This is a genomic window from Nocardia sp. NPDC004340 (genome assembly GCF_053602575.1).
The window spans coordinates 276,713-295,625 of the sequence record NZ_JBSGDW010000005.1; the positions used below are offsets into that span (position 1 = coordinate 276,713).

The 18,913-nt window shown below is 68.0% G+C and carries 18 protein-coding genes; 14 read left to right on the plus strand and 4 right to left on the minus strand.

Annotated features, from left to right (window positions below; all coding sequences use genetic code 11):
- Positions 1-142: 142 nt before the first annotated feature.
- Both ACWEOI_RS22345 and ACWEOI_RS22350 read left to right on the plus strand, forming a co-directional pair.
- A complete protein-coding gene (locus ACWEOI_RS22345; RefSeq protein ID WP_452361063.1) occupies positions 143-658 on the plus strand; it encodes a flavin reductase family protein in 516 nt (171 codons plus the stop codon).
- 52 nt (positions 659-710) lie between these two features.
- Positions 711-1,214, plus strand: coding sequence for a hypothetical protein (locus ACWEOI_RS22350; protein ID WP_452360849.1), 504 nt, complete (start codon positions 711-713; stop codon positions 1,212-1,214).
- A gap of 60 nt (positions 1,215-1,274) precedes the next feature.
- Here the strand turns inward: ACWEOI_RS22350 and ACWEOI_RS22355 are convergent, their stop codons facing one another.
- Positions 1,275-2,042: an SDR family NAD(P)-dependent oxidoreductase gene (locus ACWEOI_RS22355; RefSeq protein ID WP_452360850.1), complete on the minus strand. Its 768-nt coding sequence runs from the start codon at positions 2,040-2,042 to the stop codon at positions 1,275-1,277.
- A 30-nt stretch (positions 2,043-2,072) separates the two neighbouring features.
- Positions 2,073-2,408 (minus strand): NIPSNAP family protein, encoded by a 336-nt coding sequence (locus ACWEOI_RS22360; RefSeq protein ID WP_452360851.1) that lies wholly within the window; start codon positions 2,406-2,408, stop codon positions 2,073-2,075.
- A gap of 133 nt (positions 2,409-2,541) precedes the next feature.
- On the opposite strand from ACWEOI_RS22360, the gene ACWEOI_RS22365 reads away from it, so the two are divergent.
- The 12 genes from ACWEOI_RS22365 (at position 2,542) to ACWEOI_RS22420 (ending at position 17,271) form a co-directional block, all read left to right on the plus strand.
- Positions 2,542-3,183, plus strand: coding sequence for a TetR/AcrR family transcriptional regulator (locus tag ACWEOI_RS22365; protein WP_452360852.1), 642 nt, complete (start codon positions 2,542-2,544; stop codon positions 3,181-3,183).
- Positions 3,184-3,710: 527 nt separating this feature from the next.
- The gene (locus ACWEOI_RS22370) at positions 3,711-4,160 is read left to right on the plus strand and encodes a VOC family protein (RefSeq protein ID WP_452360853.1); all 450 of its coding nucleotides are present in this window, start codon (positions 3,711-3,713) and stop codon (positions 4,158-4,160) included.
- Positions 4,161-4,253: 93 nt separating this feature from the next.
- Positions 4,254-5,450: an amidohydrolase family protein gene (locus tag ACWEOI_RS22375; protein ID WP_452360854.1), complete on the plus strand. Its 1,197-nt coding sequence runs from the start codon at positions 4,254-4,256 to the stop codon at positions 5,448-5,450.
- Entirely contained in the window at positions 5,447-6,379 is a 933-nt protein-coding gene (locus ACWEOI_RS22380; RefSeq protein ID WP_452360855.1) for a TIGR03620 family F420-dependent LLM class oxidoreductase, read from the plus strand. The genes ACWEOI_RS22375 and ACWEOI_RS22380 overlap by 4 nt, the downstream gene beginning before the upstream one ends.
- 32 nt (positions 6,380-6,411) lie before the next feature.
- Positions 6,412-8,109: a thiamine pyrophosphate-requiring protein gene (locus tag ACWEOI_RS22385; RefSeq protein ID WP_452360856.1), complete on the plus strand. Its 1,698-nt coding sequence runs from the start codon at positions 6,412-6,414 to the stop codon at positions 8,107-8,109.
- 43 nt (positions 8,110-8,152) lie between these two features.
- Positions 8,153-9,823, plus strand: coding sequence for an AMP-binding protein (locus tag ACWEOI_RS22390; protein ID WP_452360857.1), 1,671 nt, complete (start codon positions 8,153-8,155; stop codon positions 9,821-9,823).
- Positions 9,820-11,319 carry an aldehyde dehydrogenase family protein gene (locus ACWEOI_RS22395; RefSeq protein ID WP_452360858.1) on the plus strand — a complete coding sequence of 500 codons (1,500 nt, stop codon included), beginning with the start codon at positions 9,820-9,822 and terminating at the stop codon, positions 11,317-11,319. Before ACWEOI_RS22390 ends, ACWEOI_RS22395 begins: the two co-directional genes overlap by 4 nt.
- Positions 11,316-12,170: an enoyl-CoA hydratase gene (locus tag ACWEOI_RS22400; RefSeq protein ID WP_452360859.1), complete on the plus strand. Its 855-nt coding sequence runs from the start codon at positions 11,316-11,318 to the stop codon at positions 12,168-12,170. The genes ACWEOI_RS22395 and ACWEOI_RS22400 overlap by 4 nt, the downstream gene beginning before the upstream one ends.
- Positions 12,171-12,200: 30 nt before the next feature.
- Positions 12,201-13,292 (plus strand): hypothetical protein, encoded by a 1,092-nt coding sequence (locus ACWEOI_RS22405; RefSeq protein WP_452360860.1) that lies wholly within the window; start codon positions 12,201-12,203, stop codon positions 13,290-13,292.
- Between the two features lie 12 nt (positions 13,293-13,304).
- Positions 13,305-13,844 carry a hypothetical protein gene (locus ACWEOI_RS22410; protein ID WP_452360861.1) on the plus strand — a complete coding sequence of 180 codons (540 nt, stop codon included), beginning with the start codon at positions 13,305-13,307 and terminating at the stop codon, positions 13,842-13,844.
- 51 nt (positions 13,845-13,895) lie between these two features.
- Positions 13,896-15,107: an acetyl-CoA C-acetyltransferase gene (locus ACWEOI_RS22415; protein WP_452360862.1), complete on the plus strand. Its 1,212-nt coding sequence runs from the start codon at positions 13,896-13,898 to the stop codon at positions 15,105-15,107.
- Positions 15,108-15,111: 4 nt separating this feature from the next.
- Positions 15,112-17,271, plus strand: coding sequence for a 3-hydroxyacyl-CoA dehydrogenase NAD-binding domain-containing protein (locus ACWEOI_RS22420; protein WP_452360863.1), 2,160 nt, complete (start codon positions 15,112-15,114; stop codon positions 17,269-17,271).
- An 84-nt stretch (positions 17,272-17,355) separates the two neighbouring features.
- On the opposite strand, the gene ACWEOI_RS22425 is transcribed toward ACWEOI_RS22420, so the two are convergent.
- On the minus strand, positions 17,356-17,481 hold the full coding sequence (locus ACWEOI_RS22425) for a hypothetical protein (RefSeq protein WP_452360864.1): 126 nt from the start codon (positions 17,479-17,481) through the stop codon (positions 17,356-17,358).
- Positions 17,482-17,556: 75 nt separating this feature from the next.
- Positions 17,557-18,879, minus strand: coding sequence for a DUF2786 domain-containing protein (locus ACWEOI_RS22430; protein ID WP_452360865.1), 1,323 nt, complete (start codon positions 18,877-18,879; stop codon positions 17,557-17,559).
- Between the last annotated feature and the right edge of the window lie 34 nt (positions 18,880-18,913).

The following is an 18,913-nucleotide window of genomic DNA, read 5'->3' on the forward strand; positions in this document are numbered from 1 at the left end:
TAGTCTCGTTATAGATCAATCAATCTAGCATCGGTCGTGGGCCACTGCGCTGCCCCGGCGTCCGTTCGTGAGCAAGGCCACTGCCGCCCCGCGCCCCCAATGTCTTGGAGATCCCGTGAATCAGCCTGCCCCCGTTGTCGCCATGGCGAACGCCGGACCGATGATCGCTTTCGAACCGATGACCGCTGACTCGGGTGTGCTGCGCCGGGCGTTCGGGTGCTTTCCCTCCGGGGTCACCGCCGTGTGCGCGATGGTCGATGACGAACCGGTCGGCATGGCCGCCAGCTCGTTCACCTCGGTGTCCGTCGAACCGCCACTGGTCTCGGTGTGCTTCCAGTCGTCCTCGTCCACCTGGCCGAGGCTGCGGGACCGGCCCCGGCTGGGCATCAGCGTGCTGGCCGAGGGGCACGACGAGATCTGCCTGACCCTCGCTCGTAAATCCGCCGATCGGTTCGCCGGCATCGGCTGGGACAGCGCCTGCGGGGGAGGGGTTTTCGTGCACGGCGCCACCGCGTGGCTGGACTGCTCCCTGCACGCCGAGGTTCCGGCGGGTGACCATGCCGTCGCTCTGCTCGAGATTCACGGCCTGTGGGCGGATCCCGAGGCCGCGCCGCTCGTGTTCCACGGCAGCCGGTTTCGCCGGCTCGCCGCCATCTGATCAAGGAGATCGAACGGCTCCTCGAATCCGTTCTCGAAGAAGTGAGTACACAATGGTTGAAGCGCAACAGCTTTCGCACGTCCAGCGCAATACGAACGCGCTGCTGGTGATCAGCGCCGCCGCGATCTGGCTGGCCCTGTTCGGGCCCGCGTGGACGTACGCGCCGGCCACCGCCACGACCCCGGCCACCGCATTGAACTTCGCCGATCTGGCGGCATTGAACGCCGCCAACCCCAGCGGCCTGCAGGTCGCCTTCTACGGCTGGGTGGCATGGACTTTTGCGGCGCTGACGACGGCCGCGGTGATCATCGCCTTCCGATCCGGTAAGCGACTCACGGGTGCGGCGTGCGCACTGATCGGCGGGGTGCAACTGCTGATCACCGTGTTCGTGACCGTCAAGGCCGCGCCGGATATGTCCGTGCTGTTCGCGAGCCTGCCGAATACCCGGTTGGGCACCGTGCTGTTCCTCGGCTCCATGCTGGCTCTCATCTTCGCCGGTTTCCAGCGACTGCGTGGCACGCGGCTGGACCTCGAAGCGGGTCTGCTCGCCGCGTAGCCGATCCGGCCTGTGGGGTGGTGACGATGTCGTCACCACCCCACAGGCTTGCGCGGGTGATCAGAAGATGGAGTAGCCGCCGTCGATGACGATCTCGTCGCCGGTCTGGAACCCGCCGATCCCGCAGGCCAGATAGACGGCGAGGCGCGCGAAGTCGCCCGGCTCGCCCCAGCGGCGCTGCGGCATCCGCTTCATCACGCCCTCTTCGAACGCCGGATTGTTCATCTCCCGCGAGATCAAGGGCGTCTCGGTCCAGCCGACCACGAGTGAATGTGCGTTGATCCCGTAGCGCGCCAATTCCACCGCGCAGCCCCGGATCATCGCCGTCAGCCCGGCCTTGCTCGCCGCGTAGGCCTGCCCGCGGGGCGTGCCGTGCAGCGACGAGACGCTCGAGGTGCCCACCAGCACGCCCCCGCCCCCGCGCTCCACCATGTGCTGCGCCGCGCTGCGCAGGGTGAGGAACGCGCCATCGAGGTTCACCCGGGTGACCGCCCGGAAGTCGGCGAGACTCGTTGCGGTGAACGGGATCTCGGGGGCGCGGGTACCGGCGTTGGCGAAGCAGGAGTCGACTCGGCCGAAGTGGTCGAGCGTCTCGGCGAAGCTCGCCGTCACGGCGTCCTCGTCGCCCACGTCGCAGCGAATCGCCCGCACCCGGGTGCCGTGCTTCGAAAGTTCCTGCGCGGCGGTCTCATTGCGCTCGGTATTGGTGCCCCAGATGCAGACGTCGGCGCCGCATTGCGCGAGCCCGTGCGCCATGCCGAGCCCGATTCCGGAGTTGCCTCCGGTGATCAGCGCGACGTGTCCGGTGAGGTCGAAGAGCGGGGTCATGCATGTCCTTCGAGGGGTCTGAAGCGCGCGTCAGCGCAGCTGGGAGAAATCTGTCGGGTCGAGGAACTTCGAGGTCGCGCTGGCCGTGACCTGTTCGCCGTCGGCCCGGGCGGCGGCCCATTCGGGGTCCGCCCAGAAGGCTTCCCACGATTTCGCGGCGGCCTCGCGGCTGGCGTGGGACACCAGGTACACGAGGGTCTCGGTGGGGTTGCCCTCGTCGTCGGAGGCCACCCAGAAGCCGATATTGGTCATGCCGTGTTTCTCGAACAGTGCCGCGGCGTGATCGCGGAAACGACCCACCAGCGCGTCGATCTTGCCGGGAACCGCCTCGTAGGTGCGGAGTTCGAAGAGAGAGGTATCAGTCACTAGATCAATCTATCACACCGCTGACCTGCGGTGATTCCGAACTGGGGGCTGCGGTCGGAGCCCATGCCGGGGAGAATCTCGCTGGGTGGAAGGTCACACGCGACAGATTGATCTAGCGCGGTAACCTGGACATATGTCTCCCACCTCGTCAACCCTTGGAAAACAGCCCGAAACCCGCACCCGGCTGGTGGAGTCCGCGGCAGAGCTGTTCAGCCGACAGGGCTTCGGGGCGACCGGAATCAAGGCCGTCCTCGCCGCCGCCGCCGCGCCCTATGGATCGCTTTATCACTTCTTCCCCGGCGGCAAGCAGGAGCTCGGCGCGGCCGCTCTCACCTACGGCGGCGCGCGCTACCGCGAGCTGCTCGAATCGGTATACCCGCCGGGAGCCGACGTCGTCGAGGCCACGGCCGCCTCGTTCGTCCAGACGGCCGAGCTGCTCGAAAAGACCGACTACTCCTACGCCTGCCCGATCGCGACGATCGCCCTGGAGGTGGCCAACAGCGACGAGCTGATGCGCACCGCCGCGGCCAGCGCCTTCGAATCCTGGCTGGAGGTGCTCGAACAGCGCTTCACGGCGGCCGGGATGACCGGTGAGCGCGCCCGCGAGGTCGCGGTGGAGGTCTTCTGCCTGATCGAAGGCGCGGTCCTGCTGGCCCGCACCACGCGATCGTCGGCGCCGCTGCACACCGCCGGGCGAGCGGCGACCAACTCCGTCGCCGCCGGGCTCGCCGCCGGCCGCTTCGACCGCACCGGCCGGGGCAACGGCGCCGGCTGATCACGCCGCGGCCGGCGCGGTGAAGGCGACCACCGGGTGAGCGTCCCCGGTCCGCAGTCGGAGTCCACCACCGCGCCCGCCGGCGTGCAGTCCGCACGCCGCTTCTGACGCATAAATGCCTGCGTATTCGGTTGTCGCACAACGCCGGACGCATTCCTGAAGCAGCTCTTCCTCATCGAGACCCCGGTCCGCGCGTTGACCGCCGCGGGGTCGGTGGGACCCGCGCACTCCGTAGTCGACCCGGCAATCGGCGGGCAAGAAGCCTCGAGCGCGCGGCATTTGGCGGGTACTGAGCCCGCGGTCCGCCGCAGAGACTCATCTCATCCGAAATCGTCCGCGAGGTGAGCGGAGGGCGCGAACACACCGCGTTTCCGAGTTGCCTTCCGAGGGTTGACGGAGTGGGAAAAAGGCGTTTACGCTGAGCGAGTTAGATCAATCTATCTAGTCCCACCAGTAACGCCTGTGGCCACATCGGTGCCCGGCGTGGCGGATGTGATCCCGGTGGGCAGAGGCCGACGGAGGCAAAAATGGGCATTGGACGCGTGGGGCACGTGGTGCTGAAAATGCGTGATCTGGAGGCGGCCAAGGCGTTCTACGTCGGCATCCTCGGCATGAAGATCTCGTCGGAGTCGCCGATCGCGATCTTCTTCCGCTTCGGCGACTACCACCACGACATCGGGGTGTTCAAGACAGGCGAGGACGCCGAGGCGCCGAAGGACAATCAGGTCGGCCTGCTGCATTTCGCATTGACGGTCGACAGCCAGGAAGCGCTCGTCCGGATGCACCAGCACCTGAAGGACCAGGGCGTCGCCATCGAGGCGATGTTCGACCACGGCATGACGCGGAGTCTGTACATCTACGACCCCGAGGGCAACGCCATCGAAATCTATTGCGAGGTACCCGAATACGACTGGCGGACCAACGACGACTTCGTTGGCTACCTCAAGCCGATCGACGTCGAGGCACTCACCTCCTAGGGCGTATCGAACGCCCATCTCGAGCGAGCTCCTCCTGGTGCTTGCTTTTCAACCGCCCGGTTCCGTACCGGGAAATCACACCGAGAGGTTGCGATGAAGCTCCTTGCACACGACGTCGATAGCCACGAGATGATCCCCAGTCACCTGCTCGAGGACATCCTGGGGCAGCCCGGCCGAATCATGGGCAAAGTTCTCGAATCCGCGGACCGGCTCCGTCCCGATCCGACCGCGACGAACATGCACCAGCTCGACGTGCTGGGTGACACGAAAGAGATCGATCCCGACGGGATCTGGAAGATCAAGGGTCCGTCGGCCCCGAGCGCGATCGATCTCGGCCGGCGATCCGAGGTCCTGGCGGCGATGGGGATCGATCGTCAGCTGGTCTTCCCGACCACGGCGATCGCGGCGATGATCATCGGCGAAATGACCGATCTCGCCTACGAAATGCGTTTCGGCGGTGACCTTTCGGTGTTCGAGGGGGTGTCGAGGCCGGACTTCGCGAAGAGCTTCGTGCGGTCCTACAACGAGTGGGTCAAGGCCAACGCGGTCCTGGCCGACGGCCGCATCCGGGTGGTCGGGATCCTCAACACCAGCTCCGACGTGAACGAGATGATCGCCACGGCAAAGGATCTGATCGCCGCCGGTGTCCGCGCCGTATATCTGCAGGCCGACGTGCCGCCCGGCGGAGTCTCGCCGGCGCACTCGGCGCTCGACCCGCTGTGGCGGCTGCTCGAGGCCAACGACATCGCCGTGACGCTCCACATCGGCACCGAATTCGCGTTCTTGGATCCCGGTTGGATGATCGCCGAGACCTTCGCCGACCTGTTCCAGTCCCCGGAGATCCCGAATACCAATATCCAGCTGTTCTCGACCGTGCACATGGCCATCGACAACTACCTGTCCGCGCTCGTGCTCGGCGGCGTGTTCGAGCGGTTCCCGCGACTGCGGTTGGGTCTTTTCGAAGTCGGCGCCCATTGGGTCGGAAACGCCGCCCGGCGAATGGACATGTATATCAACGTGTTTCCGGGTGCGGCGGCCGCCAAGTTCCCGCTCAAGCCGTCGGAGTACATCGCACGCAACGTGCGGGTGTCGCCGTTCAATTTCGAGCCCGTCGACCGCTACTTCCTCGACGACCCGAATCTGGCCGACGTGTTCTGCTATTCGACCGACTACCCCCATGTCGAGGGCACGAAGGACTCGATGAAGAACATGCTCGCGAAGGTCGAGCCGCTGGGTGCGGAGATCACCACGAAGTTCTTCCGCACGAATGCCGAGTGGCTACTTCCGTGACAGTCGCTGACCAGGCCACCGCCTCATACCCCGGTCCGCTCGGAATCTGGTCGTACCAGCTCGATGTGCAGCCGATGAGCCTCGCTCGCGAGGCGGCCGCCGAGCTCGAAGATCTGGGGTTTCGCGCGCTCTGGGTGCCCGAGGCGGTGGCCCGCGAGCCGTTCGCCAACGCGGCGCTGCTGCTGTCGGCCACCGTCAGCATGACGGTGGCCACGGGCATCGCCAGCCTGCACGCCCGCAGCGCGATGACGATGAACGCGGGCTGGCGCACCTTGAACGAGGCGTTCCCGGAACGCTTCCTGCTGGGTGTCGGCGTGAGCCATCAATCGATGGTCGACGGCGCTCATCAAGGCAGGTACGGCGACAAGCCGTACAGCACGATGGTCGACTACCTCGACCGGATGGATGCCGGCGTCTTCTGGGGGTCGGCCTCGCCGATCGCCCCCCAGCGGGTGCTGGCCGCGCTCGGGCCGCGCATGCTGCGGCTGGCGGCCGCGCGCGGTGCGGGCGCCCATACCTACTTCGTGCCGGTCGAGCACACCGCAGTGGCCCGCGCGGAGCTCGGTGTCGACCCGCTGCTCGCGCCCGCGCAGACCGTCGTGTTCGAGACCGACCCGATCGCCGCGCGCGAGCTCGCCCGCCGGTTCATGCAGCGGTACCTCGCGTTGCCGAACTACACCGGCAACCTCCGGCGCCTCGGCTGGGGCGACGACGATCTGGGCGGCGGGGGCAGTGACCGGCTGGTCGACGCGATCGTCGCCTGGGGTTCCCTCGACCGGATCGCGGCCCGGATCCAGGCCCACCTCGACGCGGGCGCCGACCACGTCTGCGTCCAGGTACTGACCCCGGATCTGCAGAAGCTGCCGGTGACCGAGTGGCGCGAACTCGCGTCGATCATTCCGTCGCTGCGCACCCGGCCGACCCCATGACACCCGTCCACGCTTCGAACAGAAGGCTTTCCATGCCGCATACCGCTGCTACCCGCTACCTCACCGCGCTCGCCGAGCACGGCATCGAATCGTTCTTCGTCAACGCGGGAACCGATTTCGCGCCGATCGTCGAGGCCTACGCGGACAACAAGGAGGCCGGCGGTCCGAAGTTGCCGACGCCCGTCCTCTGCGCCCACGAGAACCTCGCCGGCGGCATGGCTCACGGCGCGGCCCTGGTGTCGGGACGGCCGCAGGCGCTGATGCTGCACGTCAATGTCGGCACCGGGAACGCCGTGTGCTCGGTGGCCAACGCCGCCCGGGATCGCATCCCGCTGCTCGTCACCGCGGGTCGCTCGCCGGTCCTCGAGTTCGGTGCGACCGGCGCCCGGGACCTGCCGATCCACTGGTCCCAGGAGATGTTCGACCAGGCGAGCATGGTCCGCGAGTTCGTCAAGTGGGACTACGAGCTGCGTGACGCACGACAGGCCGAAGCCGTCGTCGACCGTGCGTTGAGCCTCGCCACGGCTCACCCGCGCGGGCCCGTGTACCTGTCGCTGCCGCGCGAGGTCCTCGCCGAAGCGGCGGAGGCGCCCACCGACGAAATGCGCTTGCGCACGCCCGTTCCGGCGACCGTGCAGCCCGACCCCGAGGCCGTCGACGTGCTGGCCGACCGGCTCGCCACCGCCGAGTTCCCGGTCATCGTGGCGACGGCGGCCGGCGCCGAGCCCGAGGCCGCCGAACTGCTGGGCGACCTGTGCGCCCGGTTCGGGATCGGTGTCGCGGATCCGTGGGCCCGCTATCTGAATGTCGCCTCCGATCATCCGCACCGCGTCGGGTCCGATATCGCGGCCGTCTTCGAGCGGGCCGATGTCGTCGTGTTCGTGGAATGCGACGTTCCCTGGATCCAGGCCCGCACGGCGCCGCCCGCCGACTGCTTCGTCGCGCAGGTCGGTGTCGATCCGCTGTTCTCGACCTACCCGATGCGGTCGCATCGGTCCGATCTCACCATCAGCGCCACGCCCGCCGCGTTCCTGACCCGGTTGATCGCGGCTCTCGTGGACCGCGCCGACGGCATCGATCAGGCTCGGGCCGAACGTATTCGGGAGGTCGCGGCCGCGAGCCGTGCCGCCGTCGACGCGTTGCGCCGGCAGGAGGACGAGCGCGACGCCGACGAGCCGATCACGACCGCGGCGATCTCGGCAGCCCTCGGTGACCTGCTCGAAGACGACGACATCGTGTTCAACGAGTACGTGTCGTACCCGGACCTGTTGCGCCGCACCAAGCCCGGCACGTACTACTTCCTGCCCGCGTCGGGCGGTCTGGGCTGGGGTCTGCCCGCGGCGCTGGGCGCCAAGTACGCCGCGCCGCACCGGACCGTGATCGCCACGCTCGGGGACGGCGCCTACATGTTCGCCAATCCGGCGGCGTGCCACCACGCGGCCGCCAAGCACGACCTGCCGCTGCTGACGATCGTGGCCAACAACAGCAACTGGACCGCGGTCGATATGGCGACCTACCTCGTCTATCCCGACGGCACCGCGGCCACCACGGGCGAGGACCGGTTCTCCAACCTGTCGCCCTCGCCGGACCTGGCGTCCTACTGCATCGCGTCGGGCGGCTACGGCGCGACGGTCCACCACCGCGGCGAGCTCGCGGGCGCGTTGAAGGAAGCGCTGCGCGTCGTGCGCGAAGAGGGACGTCAGGCCCTGCTCGACATTCGCTGCAAATGACCCCCGCACCACCCTTGCCGATCGTTCGTTCGATGGAGATCTGATGCGTTACAACCACGCCGAGCTGTTCGCCGGCGTCGCCGCGGCGGCACCGGAGCGCGATTGCATCGTGTTCCGGGACCGGCGGCTCACCTATCGCGACGTGGCCGAGCGCGTCAACCGGCTGGCGAATCTCCTGCTTTCGCATGGGATCTCGATCCAGCGTGCCCGCGCCGAGCTGCCGCTGTGGGAGTCGGGACAGGACCATGTCGCGCTGTACCTGCACAACGGCAACGAGTACTTGGAGGGGATGCTGGGCGCCGCGGCCGCCCGCGCGGCGGCGCTGAACGTCAACTATCGGTACGTCGAGGCGGAGCTCACCTATCTGCTCGACGACGCCTCGGCTCGGGCGATCATCTATCACGCCCGTTTCGCGCCGACGCTCGCTGCGGTTCTCGGCTCGCTGCGCGAGCCGCCGGTGCTGCTGCTCCAGGTGGCGGACGAATCCGGTAATCCGTTGCTGCCCGGCGCTTTCGACTACGAGGAAGCGCTTGCGGCCGCCGGCGCCGAAGCCCCTGGAACCACACCGGACGCCGATGACCTGTACCTGGTCTACACCGGCGGTACCACCGGGATGCCCAAGGGCACGCTGTGGGCCCAGGCCGACATCCTCGAAAGTGCCCTTGCCGCATTCCTTCCGGCGGGATTCTTCGATGCGTCGTCGCTGGCCGAGGGCATCGGCCTGGCCGTCGCGAGTGATCGGCGGGTGGTGCTGCCGCTGCCTCCGCTCATGCATGCCGCGGCCCAGTGGATCGCCCTGGCGGGCGTACTCACCGGCGGCAGCGTCGTCTTCCCCGATGTCGTGGACCGTCTCGACCCCGCCGCGGTGTGGGACGTGATCGACCGCGAAGGCGTGCAGCTGATGAACCTGGTCGGGAACGCGTTCGCGACTCCACTGTGCGACGAATTCGAAAAGGGCGGCTACCAAGGGGATTCCCTGCAGCTGGTCGGTGTCGGCGGTGCCGTCACCAGCGCTTCGGTCAAGGACCGCATCCTGCGGCTGCTGCCGCACGTGGCCATCGCGGACGTCGCGGGCTCGTCGGAGACCGGCTCCCAGCTGACGAACCTGAGCACGAGCGCCGCGCCGGCGGTCTCGGGCGTCTTCATGCCGGCGCCCGGCACCTGCGTGGTGGACGAGGATCGTCGCCGGATCCTCGGGCCGGGGGACCCGGAGACCGGCTGGCTGGCCCGGCACGGCGCGATTCCGTTCGGGTACCTGCGCGATCGTGACAAGACCGAGCGCACGTTCCCCACCATCGAGGGCCGCCGCGTCGCACTGCCCGGCGATCGTGCGCGACATCGGGCCGACGGCGGCATCGAGCTGCTCGGCCGCGACTCGGTGACCATCAACTCCGGCGGCGAGAAGATCTTCGCCGAGGAGGTCGAGGACGCGCTGATCGCCCATCCCGCCATTCGCGACGTCATCGTCGTGGGCCGGCCGAGCGAGCGCTGGGGCAGCGAGACCGTCGCGGTCGTGCAGCTGCTTCCCGGGCACGACCCCACCGACAAGGAACTGCTGGCCGACGCCGAACAGCGGCTCGCCCGATACAAGCTGCCCAAGGCCATCGTCCGCGTGGACGCGGTGGTCCGGGGCCCGGCGGGGAAGGCCGACTATCGCTGGGCCGCCGATATCGCGGCGAAAGATTCACTCGCACAAAAGGAACCGAGCAAATGACCATGACCACCGAACCGATCGTCGACGTCGCGCCCGCGGAACTGCGGCGTCTCCTCGACGCCCAGCGCGCCGCGCAGGCCCTGGACCCGATTCCCGACGCCGCGACCCGGCGCGATCGCATCGACCGCTTCGTCGCCGCCGTCCTCGAGCACGCGGACGAGCTGGCCGAGGCGCTGAACGCCGACTTCGGCAGTCGTCCGGCGACCACCTCGATGGAGGTCGACATACTCGGCGGCCTGCCGGGAATCGCCTACACCCGGGAGCTGCTCGAGGAGTGGATGGCGCCGTCCGAGGTGCCCGCGGCGATGGGCGGGGTGATCCCCGCCGGCGTGCAGAATCGGCCCAAGGGCGTGGTCGGGGTCATCGGCCCGTGGAACTTCCCGGTGGTGCTCGTGTTCGTGCCGGCCGTGGAGGCGCTCGCCGCCGGCAATCGGGTGATGATCAAGTTCTCCGATATGGCGCCGCGGGCGGGTGCGGTGTTCGCCCGGGCGGTGGCCTCACGGATGAGCCCCGAGGAGGTCGTGGTCGTCAACGGTGGATTGCCGACCGCCACAGCGTTTTCCGATCTGCGCTTCGACCACATCTTCTTCACCGGTTCCCCGAAGGTGGGACGCCAGGTCGCGATCGCGGCCGGACGGAATCTGGTGCCGGTGACCCTCGAGTTGGGTGGCAAGAACCCCGCGATCGTCGCCCCGGACGCCGATGTCGCCGACGCCGCAACGCGTTTGGCCGCCGCTCGGTTGTTCAACAACGGCCAGGTGTGCCTGTCGCCGGACTACGCTTTCGTCCCCGCCGCGAAGCGGGACGTCTTCGTCGAGGCGTACCGGAAGGCGGTGCTGACCTACTTCCCGACCTTCGTCGATAATCCCGACGTCGTATCGATGATCAACGACGCGAACTACGCGCGGGTCACCGGACTGGTCGAGGATGCCAAGTCCAAGGGCGCCGTGGAAGTCGTGATCGTGCCCGAAGCGGAGCGGGACCGGCTGCCGGCCAGAGAATCCCGCCGACTGCCGCCGACACTGCTGCTCGACACCGCGCCCGACGCCGTGATCAACACCGAGGAGATCTTCGGCCCGGTGCTGGTGCTGCACACCTACGGCGAGGTGGACGAGGCCATCGCGTACGTCGCGGCCGGTGAACACCCGCTGACGGCCTATTGGTACGGCGCCGACACCGACGATTACCAGCGGTTCCTGCGCAACACAACGTCGGGTGGGGTGTCGCGCAACGACTTCGGCCTGGCGTACGGCAACCACCTGCTGCCGTTCGGCGGTGTCGGGATGAGCGGTTCGGGCGCCTACCACGGCAAGGCCGGGTTCGACACGTTCTCCCACCAGCGTCCGATCGCGCACCACGACCTGCCGACCGGGCTGGCCGGCGCGCTGGTGCCGCCGCTGACGCCCGAGCGGATCGCCGGCGTCGCCGCCATGGCCGCCGCCGCGACCGCCGACACCGTCGCCCGGCTGCGGCCCGCGGGTGAGGACAGGCCGTGAGCGAGTTCGAGACCATCCGCTACGAGCGCCCGGCCGAGAAGGTCGCCCGGATCGTGCTCGACCGCGCCGACGCTCGGAACGCGCAGAGCATGCGGCTGCTGTACGAGCTCAACGACGCGTTCGACATGGCCGCGCAGGATGATTCGATCAGCGTGATCATCCTGGCCGCGAACGGCCCGCACTTCTCCGCCGGACACGATCTGCGTGACGCCGAGGGGCCGCGGGTGGTGGCCGAGCACCGGCGGATCGGTACGTGGTGCGGCTTCGGTTGCGACGGCGCCGAGTCGCAGATGGCGATCGAGAAGGAGATGTACCTCGGGCTGTCGGAGCGGTGGCGCAATCTGCCGAAGCCGACCATCGCCGCGGTGCAGGGCAAGGTCATCTCCGGCGGCCTCATGCTGGTGTGGCCGTGCGACCTGATCGTCGCCGCCGAGGACGCGCTGTTCCAGGACAACACCGTCTCGATGGGTGTGTCCGGCGCCGAGTTCTTCAACCACCCCTTCGAAGTCGGCGTCCGGAAGGCGAAGGAGATGCTGTTCACCTCCGACTTCCTCACGGCCGCGGAGGTGCACCGGCTCGGCATGGTGAATCACGTTGTGCCGCTGGAGGAGCTGGAGTCGTTCACGCTGCGGATGGCGGCGCGGATCGCCGAGAAGCCGCTCTTCGCACTGAAATTGGCGAAGGAGGCCGTCAACGTGGCCCAGGACAACCAGGGTCGCGTCAACGCGATGCAGACGTCTTTCGCGTATCACCAGCTGTGCCACAGCCACAATCAGCAACTCCACGGGTTGCCGATCGATCCGGAGTTCATGCGGCAGACGTTCGGGACTAAGGCCGGAGCCGGGTCATGATCTGTTCCATCAAGTAGTGAAGAGGCCACGATGACCAGCGTTGTGCTCATCGATGCGGGCCGGTCGGCGGTCATCCCGGATGATCCCGACCTGCCCGAAACGCCAACCGGGCTGGCCGAGGACGTGATTCGCGCGTTGCTGCGCCGCACCTGCCTCGACCGGTCGGAGCTCACCGAGCTGTTCCTGGCCGACCCGCGCTGTCTGCCGACGGGCCGCTCGGCTGTCCGGCCCGGCTGGGTCTTCGACCCGCCGCCGCTCGAGCTGACGACCCGGGTCGGTGCTGACAGCGCGCTGAGCGTGGCGCAGGCGGTCCGGGCGATCGAGCGGAACCCGGAGATGATCGCGGTCGTCGCGGCCACCGACTTCGGACTGGGCTCCGGCCACAGTCATACGGGTGCCGAGCTCTACCTGAAGCAGCACACGGCCCGGGTGGTCGCGGCGTGGTGGGATGTGGCCTGCGACGAGATGGCGGGCTGGGCCCATTCGTCGTACACGCGTTCCGCCGAGTGCGCCGCGGCCGGCGACTTCGCTGCCGAGATCGTCTCCACCACACCCGGATACCTCGCCGATTGCTTCCGCAAGCCGGTCGCGGGTGACGCGTTCAACGGATGGTCGGGTGAAGGCGTGGTACTGGAACACGACTACCCGGACGACGGGTTGGTCGTCGCGGCCCACGCGGCGCGCGGAGCGAGCGCGATCATCCTCACCGGTGAGCAGAACGCCATCCGGCTGGGTTTGCGCTACCGCGCCCGGTTGCAGGCCACCCGCGCGATCCGCGCATCCAGCGAGTTCGGCATCGCGCCGCTGGGTCCGCACGCCATCGACGAGCTCCTCGCCCCCTGCGGGCTCGACTTCGGCGGGCTGGACCAGCTCGAGGTCCCGGAGCAATACGCGGTGACGCCGGTGGCCTGGATGAAGGAGACCGGGATCAGCGAGTTCCTGGTGAATCCGCGCGGCGGTGATCTCGCCTTCGGCCACCTGCCCCGGTCGGGGCGGCTGCGATCGCTGGTCACGATGTTGAACTCGCTGGAGGACACCGGCGGCCGGGCCGGCGCCCTGATGGCCTCCGACACCCACCGGACGACCGCCTTCGTCCTCACCGTCACCGATTCGAATACCTGACCCACTCTTGAATTGAGGTTGATCCAGATGAATTTCTTGAGCAAGAAACAAATGGAAGAAATCCTGCTGGCGCACGAGATCGCCGAGCTGGAAATGGATGTCGAGGCCACCATGGCCACGCTGACGCCGAACCCGCATTACGAGCTCGCCTCCCTCGGGTGGGCGGTCGACGGGACGGATGCGATCCGCGAAACCTATCGGCGCATCCTGCCCAATCGGGGACGGGACGTTGCCGCCGAGAAGCGAGTGCACGCGGTGGCCGACAACACGCTGCTGCGTGAGGCGTTCATGTCGTTCAACACCCTCGAAGGGGAGCGGGTCACCGGCCTGTACCTGGTGGTGATGGCCTTCGATCCCGAGCTGAAGCTGATCTCCGGCGAGCGGATGTACATGGACCCCAACTTCGGAAAGATGATGTCCGAACAGCTCGGGCCCGACTTCGGCGACCTGCCGGGCGTCTCCAGAATTTCCGCGACCGCGCCCATGATCGCGAAGCATGACGCGTACAAGGTGGCCGCTTCTCGCGGGCTGACCATTTCTCCCCCCGCATAGACCTCGGGTCCAAGGGAATTCATTACGTCTGGCTGAAGAAGGACCGTCGGTTTGAGTAACGAGGCATATATCTACGAGGCGATCCGCACGCCTCGAGGCAGGAACAAGGGCGGATCCCTGCACGGGACGAAACCGGTCGATCTGGTGATCGGCCTGATCGACGAGCTGCGGGCCCGGCATCCGGGCCTGGATCCCGCCGCGATCGACGACATCGTTCTGGGTGTCGTCTCCCCGCTCGGGGATCAGGGCGGCGATATCGCCCGCGCCGCCGCGATCGGCGCCGGGCTGCCGGACACCGTCGCGGGCGTGCAGTTGAACCGGTTCTGTTCCTCGGGGCTCGAATCGGTCAATCAGGCTGCGGCGCGGGTGCGTTCGGGCTGGGAGAAGCTGATCATCGCGGGTGGCGTGGAGTCGATGTCGCGGGTGCCGATGGGCGCCGACGGCGGCGCGCTGTTCACTGACCCGGCCCTGACCTATGACCACCTGATCACTCCGCAGGGCATCGGCGCCGACCTGATCGCGACCATGGAGGGCTTCACACGCGAGGATGTCGACCGCTTCGCCGTGCGGTCGCAGGACCGGGCCGAGGCCGCGTGGTCCGGCGGGTACTTCGCGAAATCCGTTGTGCCGGTGAAGGACATCAACGGGCTGCCGATTCTCGACCACGACGAGCATCGCCGTCCCGGCAGCACCGTGGAGACCCTCGGCAAGCTGAAGCCCGCGTTCGCCGGCATCGGCGAGGTGGGCGGATTCGACGCGGTGGCGCTGCAGAAATACCACTGGGTCGAGCGGATCGACCACGTGCACACCGGCGGCAACTCCTCCGGCATCGTCGACGGCGCCGCGCTGGTGCTGATCGGCAATGAGCAGGTAGGCAAGGATCTCGGTCTCACCCCGCGCGCCCGCGTGGTGGCCGCCGCGATCACCGGGTCGGACCCGACGATCATGCTCACCGGCCCGACCCCGGCCACCCGGCAGGTGCTCGACGTCGCCGGGCTGACCGTCGACGACATCGATCTCTTCGAGCTCAACGAGGCGTTCGCGTCGGTGGTGCTGAAGTGGATGAAGGATCTGGACCTGCCGGACGAGAAGGTCAACGTGAACGGCGGTGCGATCGCGATGGGGCACCCGCTGGGCGCCACCGGCGCGATGATTCTCGGCACCATGGTCGACGAGCTGGAGCGGCGGCAGGCCCGGCGTGCACTGCTGTCGTTGTGCGTCGGCGGCGGCATGGGTATCGCGACGATCATCGAGCGGGTGTGAGGACATGACGAATACGATTCGCTGGGAACAGGATTCCGACGGCATCGTCGTGCTGACCCTGGACGACCCGAACCAGCCCGCCAATACGATGAACGCCGACTTCCAGGAGTCCTTCGGGCGAGCCGTGGAACGGCTGGTGGCCGAACGGGATTCGATCACCGGCGTGGTGATCGCGTCGGCGAAGACCTCGTTCTTCGCGGGCGGTGATCTGCGGGACCTGATCCGGGCGACGCCGGAGCACACCGAGCACGTCACCGAGTCGACCTACGCGTTGAACGGGTGGCTGCGCCGCCTCGAGACGCTGGGCCGGCCGGTCGTGGCGGCCATCAACGGCCTCGCGCTGGGCGGCGGTTTCGAGATCGCGCTCGCGACGCACCACCGCATCGCCGCGAATATCGACGCCGTCGTAATCGGCTCGCCCGAGGTTACTTTCGGCCTGATGCCCGGTGCGGGCGGCGTCGTCCGCACCACGCGCATGCTCGGGATCCAGCCCGCGCTCCGCACCGTCCTGCTGCGCGGCCAACGGCATAATGCGGTGCAGGGCAAGGAATTCGGCCTGCTCGACGAGCTGGTGCCCACCGTGGACGAGCTGCTGCCCAAGGCCAAGGAGTGGATCAAGGCCAACCCCGGGGCGGTGCAGCCATGGGACGCCGAGGGCTATCGGATACCCGGTGGGTCGCCGTTGGACCCGGAGTTCGCGGCCACTCTGCAGTCCCTCACGGCGAATCTGCGCAAGCAGTTCAAGGGCGCGCCGCTGCCCGCCCCCCGGGCCATCCTGGCCGCCGCGATCGAGGGCGCGCAGGTGGACTTCGACACCGCCACGAAGATCGAGGCGCGCTATTTCGTCAGCGTCGTCACCGGTCAGGTCGCCAAGAACATGACCAAGGCGTTCTTCTTCGACCTGCGGCGGATCACCGCGGGCGGTTCGCGTCCAAGCGGTTTCGAGCAGTTCGCGGCGCGAAAGGTGGGCGTGCTCGGCGCCGGAATGATGGGCGCCGCAATCGCTTACGTGTCGGCGAAGGCCGGTATCGAGGTCGTGTTGAAGGATGTCTCACTGGAGAACGCGGTCAAAGGCATGGGCTACGCGGTCGCCCTCGAGCAGAAGGCGCTCTCCCGGGGCGAGACCACCCAGGAGACGTCGGACGCGCTGCTCGCGCGCATCACGCCGACAGCCGACCCGGCGGATTTCGCCGGCGTGGACTTCGTGATCGAGGCCGTATTCGAGAGCCCCGAGCTCAAGGCCAAGGTGTTCGGCGAGATCGAGCACATCGTCAAGGCTGACGCCGTACTCGGTTCGAACACCTCCACCCTGCCGATCACCGGTCTCGCACAGGGCGTGCAGCGGCCCGAGGACTTCATCGGCATCCACTTCTTCTCCCCGGTGGACAAGATGCCCCTCGTGGAGATCATCCGCGGCGAGCAGACCTCCGACGCCACGCTCGCGAAGGTCTTCGACTACGTCCTCCAGATCGAGAAGACCCCCATCGTCGTCAACGACAGCCGAGGCTTCTTCACCTCCCGCGTCATCGGCGCCTTCCTCGACGAGGCCGTGGCCGCGGTCGGCGAGGGCGTCGAGCCGGCGTCGATCGAGCAGGCCGGTTCACAGGCCGGATACCCGGCTCCGCCCCTGCAGCTGTGGGACGAACTGACTCTGACGCTGCCGCGAAAGGTCCGCCAGGAATCGCGCGCCGCACTCGAAGCAGCAGGCGGCTACTGGATTTCGCACAGCTCGGAAGCCGTGATCGACCGCATGATCGACGAATTCGACCGCAAGGGCCGCTCCACGGGCGGCGGCTTCTACGACTACATCGACGGGAAGCGCACCCAGATCTGGCCGGGCCTGCGAGAGGCCTTCACCAGCGGCAGTACCCAGATCTCGATCGACGACTTGAGCGACCGCATGCTGTTCGCCGAGGCACTGGAAACGGTCAAGTGCTTCGACGAGGGCGTCCTGAACTCCGTCCAGGACGCCAACATCGGCTCCCTCCTCGGCATCGGCTTCCCAGCCTGGACCGGCGGCGTCATCCAGTTCATCAACCAATACGAGGGCGGCCTATCGGGCTTCGTGACCCGAGCCCGAGACCTGGCCGCCCGCTACGGCGACCACCTCCTGCCGCCGCAGTCCTTGGTGGAGAAGGCGGCCAGGGGCGAGATCTACGAGTAGCCCGGTCTGTCGAGCTGATGCGAAAGGCCCGGTCCTTACGGACCGGGCCTTTTCGTCTTCACGCCGGGGCGGTGGGCGCGAGGGTCAGAGGGTGCCGTTTTCGATGTCTCGCTTCAAGGCCGCTTGGTAGGCCTTGTGGGAGGAGATGCCGTTGTCGGCGGTGAAGCCGATGAGGACCGGGTTGGCGGTGAAGGTGATGTGCTCGTTCACCGTGCCGTTGCCGTTGTCGGTGAAGGTGATCTTCTGGTGGGTGATGATACCGACCGACCAGAACGTGCGGGTGGGCTACCGGTCGGTGCGTCGTTGCCCGTCGAGTCGGGCGCGGTCGGCGGCGGCTCGCCCCGCCTCCCAGCCCTCGGCGCTGCGGATGGTGATGCCCCGATTTCGGGCCTGCGGGAACAGGGTGTCGAAGGCTCTGTCGACGGCGACTTGATGCGAGGCCAGCACCGGCAGCAAGCGTTCCGGCTCAGGCGATTCCGCGATGGTGGCCGCGGTGGCCGCCGCGAGCCGCTCGCCGATGCGGGCGGCATAGGCGACCAGGAACGATTTCCGGAACATCCGGCTGCGCGCCTCGTCGCCGCGGGTTTCCTGATTGCCGCTCGCGATCATCGCCCGGGTAGCCTGGACCAGCAGCGAGGTGGTCAGCAGCTCGATCGCCTCGAGGTCCGCCTCGTCGCCGACGATGGTCACGAATCCCCAGGCGGAGGCTACGATCGCACGGCTGCGATTGGCCCCGGCGACCACATTGACCAGCAGTGCCTTCGCATCGACATAGGGCGTCTCGAGCCAGATGCGCCGCGCCCCCGGCAGATCGGGGACGGAGGCGTCGGCGTCGACCAGCACCCGATCGAGCGCGTACTTGGTCATCAGTTCCTGCGCCTTGGCCGACAGTGTTTCGGCCTCCTCGGGGAAGGAGGTCGATTCGGCCTTGGCGAGCAGCCCCCGAACCCGCCCGAGCACCTTCTCGTCCACGTGATGGTGCACGCTGCCCCGTGGCCGCGCGGTTCCCGGCAACGGCCGGATGAGTTCCAGCTCCGGCAGCAGAAGCAGCAGCGCGAGCGCCTCGACGACGGTCGTGACCGCCTCCGCCACGGTCAGCATGTGCTTGGCCGCCCACTGCCCGAAATGCGGTTCGGAGTCCGACCACCAGGTGTCGGCTTCGATCGCCCGGATCTGCTCGACCCATGTCTCGTCCATGGTCGCGGGCGCGAAAGGCCGCACGTAGTCGGCCATCACGTCGACCAGGAAGCTGACCGCGAAGTCGTCGACCCGCCGTTGCGCGGCCTGTTGCACGTCCCCGGGCAGCCACCCGTGCTGAAAGACCCGCTTGATGATGTGCCGTCCGGCGAGGTGCACGCCGTACCCCAGATCGGGTGCGGGCAGCTCGCGCGCCGCGGTCTGCTCGGCGAACCGCGCGGCGATCACCGAATCGCCGCGCGGCGTCTTGCTGCCCGCGCCGATCCGCGCGGAAGCCATGGCGGCGGCCAGCACCGCGTTGCCGATCTCCTCCGACGTCGGTGGCTCGCCGCCTGCCGCCGGCCAGAATTCGGCCCCGCCCTGCCGCGCCCGCTGCTTGGCGGCCCGATGCTTGCGATTCGGCTTACCCACGCCCGGCAATGTACCGGTCACGCTGGGCGGGACC

Bases quoted from the DNA above. Each gene is read 5' to 3' on its own strand.
- ACWEOI_RS22375 (WP_452360854.1), top strand. From the start codon at position 4,254: ATGAAGCTCCTTGCACACGACGTCGATAGCCACGAGATGATCCCCAGT.
- ACWEOI_RS22385 (WP_452360856.1), top strand. From the start codon at position 6,412: ATGCCGCATACCGCTGCTACCCGCTACCTCACCGCGCTCGCCGAGCAC.
- ACWEOI_RS22350 (WP_452360849.1), top strand. From the start codon at position 711: ATGGTTGAAGCGCAACAGCTTTCGCACGTCCAGCGCAATACGAACGCG.
- ACWEOI_RS22405 (WP_452360860.1), top strand. From the start codon at position 12,201: ATGACCAGCGTTGTGCTCATCGATGCGGGCCGGTCGGCGGTCATCCCG.
- ACWEOI_RS22395 (WP_452360858.1), top strand. From the start codon at position 9,820: ATGACCATGACCACCGAACCGATCGTCGACGTCGCGCCCGCGGAACTG.
- ACWEOI_RS22355 (WP_452360850.1), bottom strand. From the start codon at position 2,042: ATGACCCCGCTCTTCGACCTCACCGGACACGTCGCGCTGATCACCGGA.
- ACWEOI_RS22420 (WP_452360863.1), top strand. From the start codon at position 15,112: ATGACGAATACGATTCGCTGGGAACAGGATTCCGACGGCATCGTCGTG.
- ACWEOI_RS22345 (WP_452361063.1), top strand. From the start codon at position 143: ATGGCGAACGCCGGACCGATGATCGCTTTCGAACCGATGACCGCTGAC.
- ACWEOI_RS22390 (WP_452360857.1), top strand. From the start codon at position 8,153: ATGCGTTACAACCACGCCGAGCTGTTCGCCGGCGTCGCCGCGGCGGCA.
- ACWEOI_RS22370 (WP_452360853.1), top strand. From the start codon at position 3,711: ATGGGCATTGGACGCGTGGGGCACGTGGTGCTGAAAATGCGTGATCTG.
- ACWEOI_RS22365 (WP_452360852.1), top strand. From the start codon at position 2,542: ATGTCTCCCACCTCGTCAACCCTTGGAAAACAGCCCGAAACCCGCACC.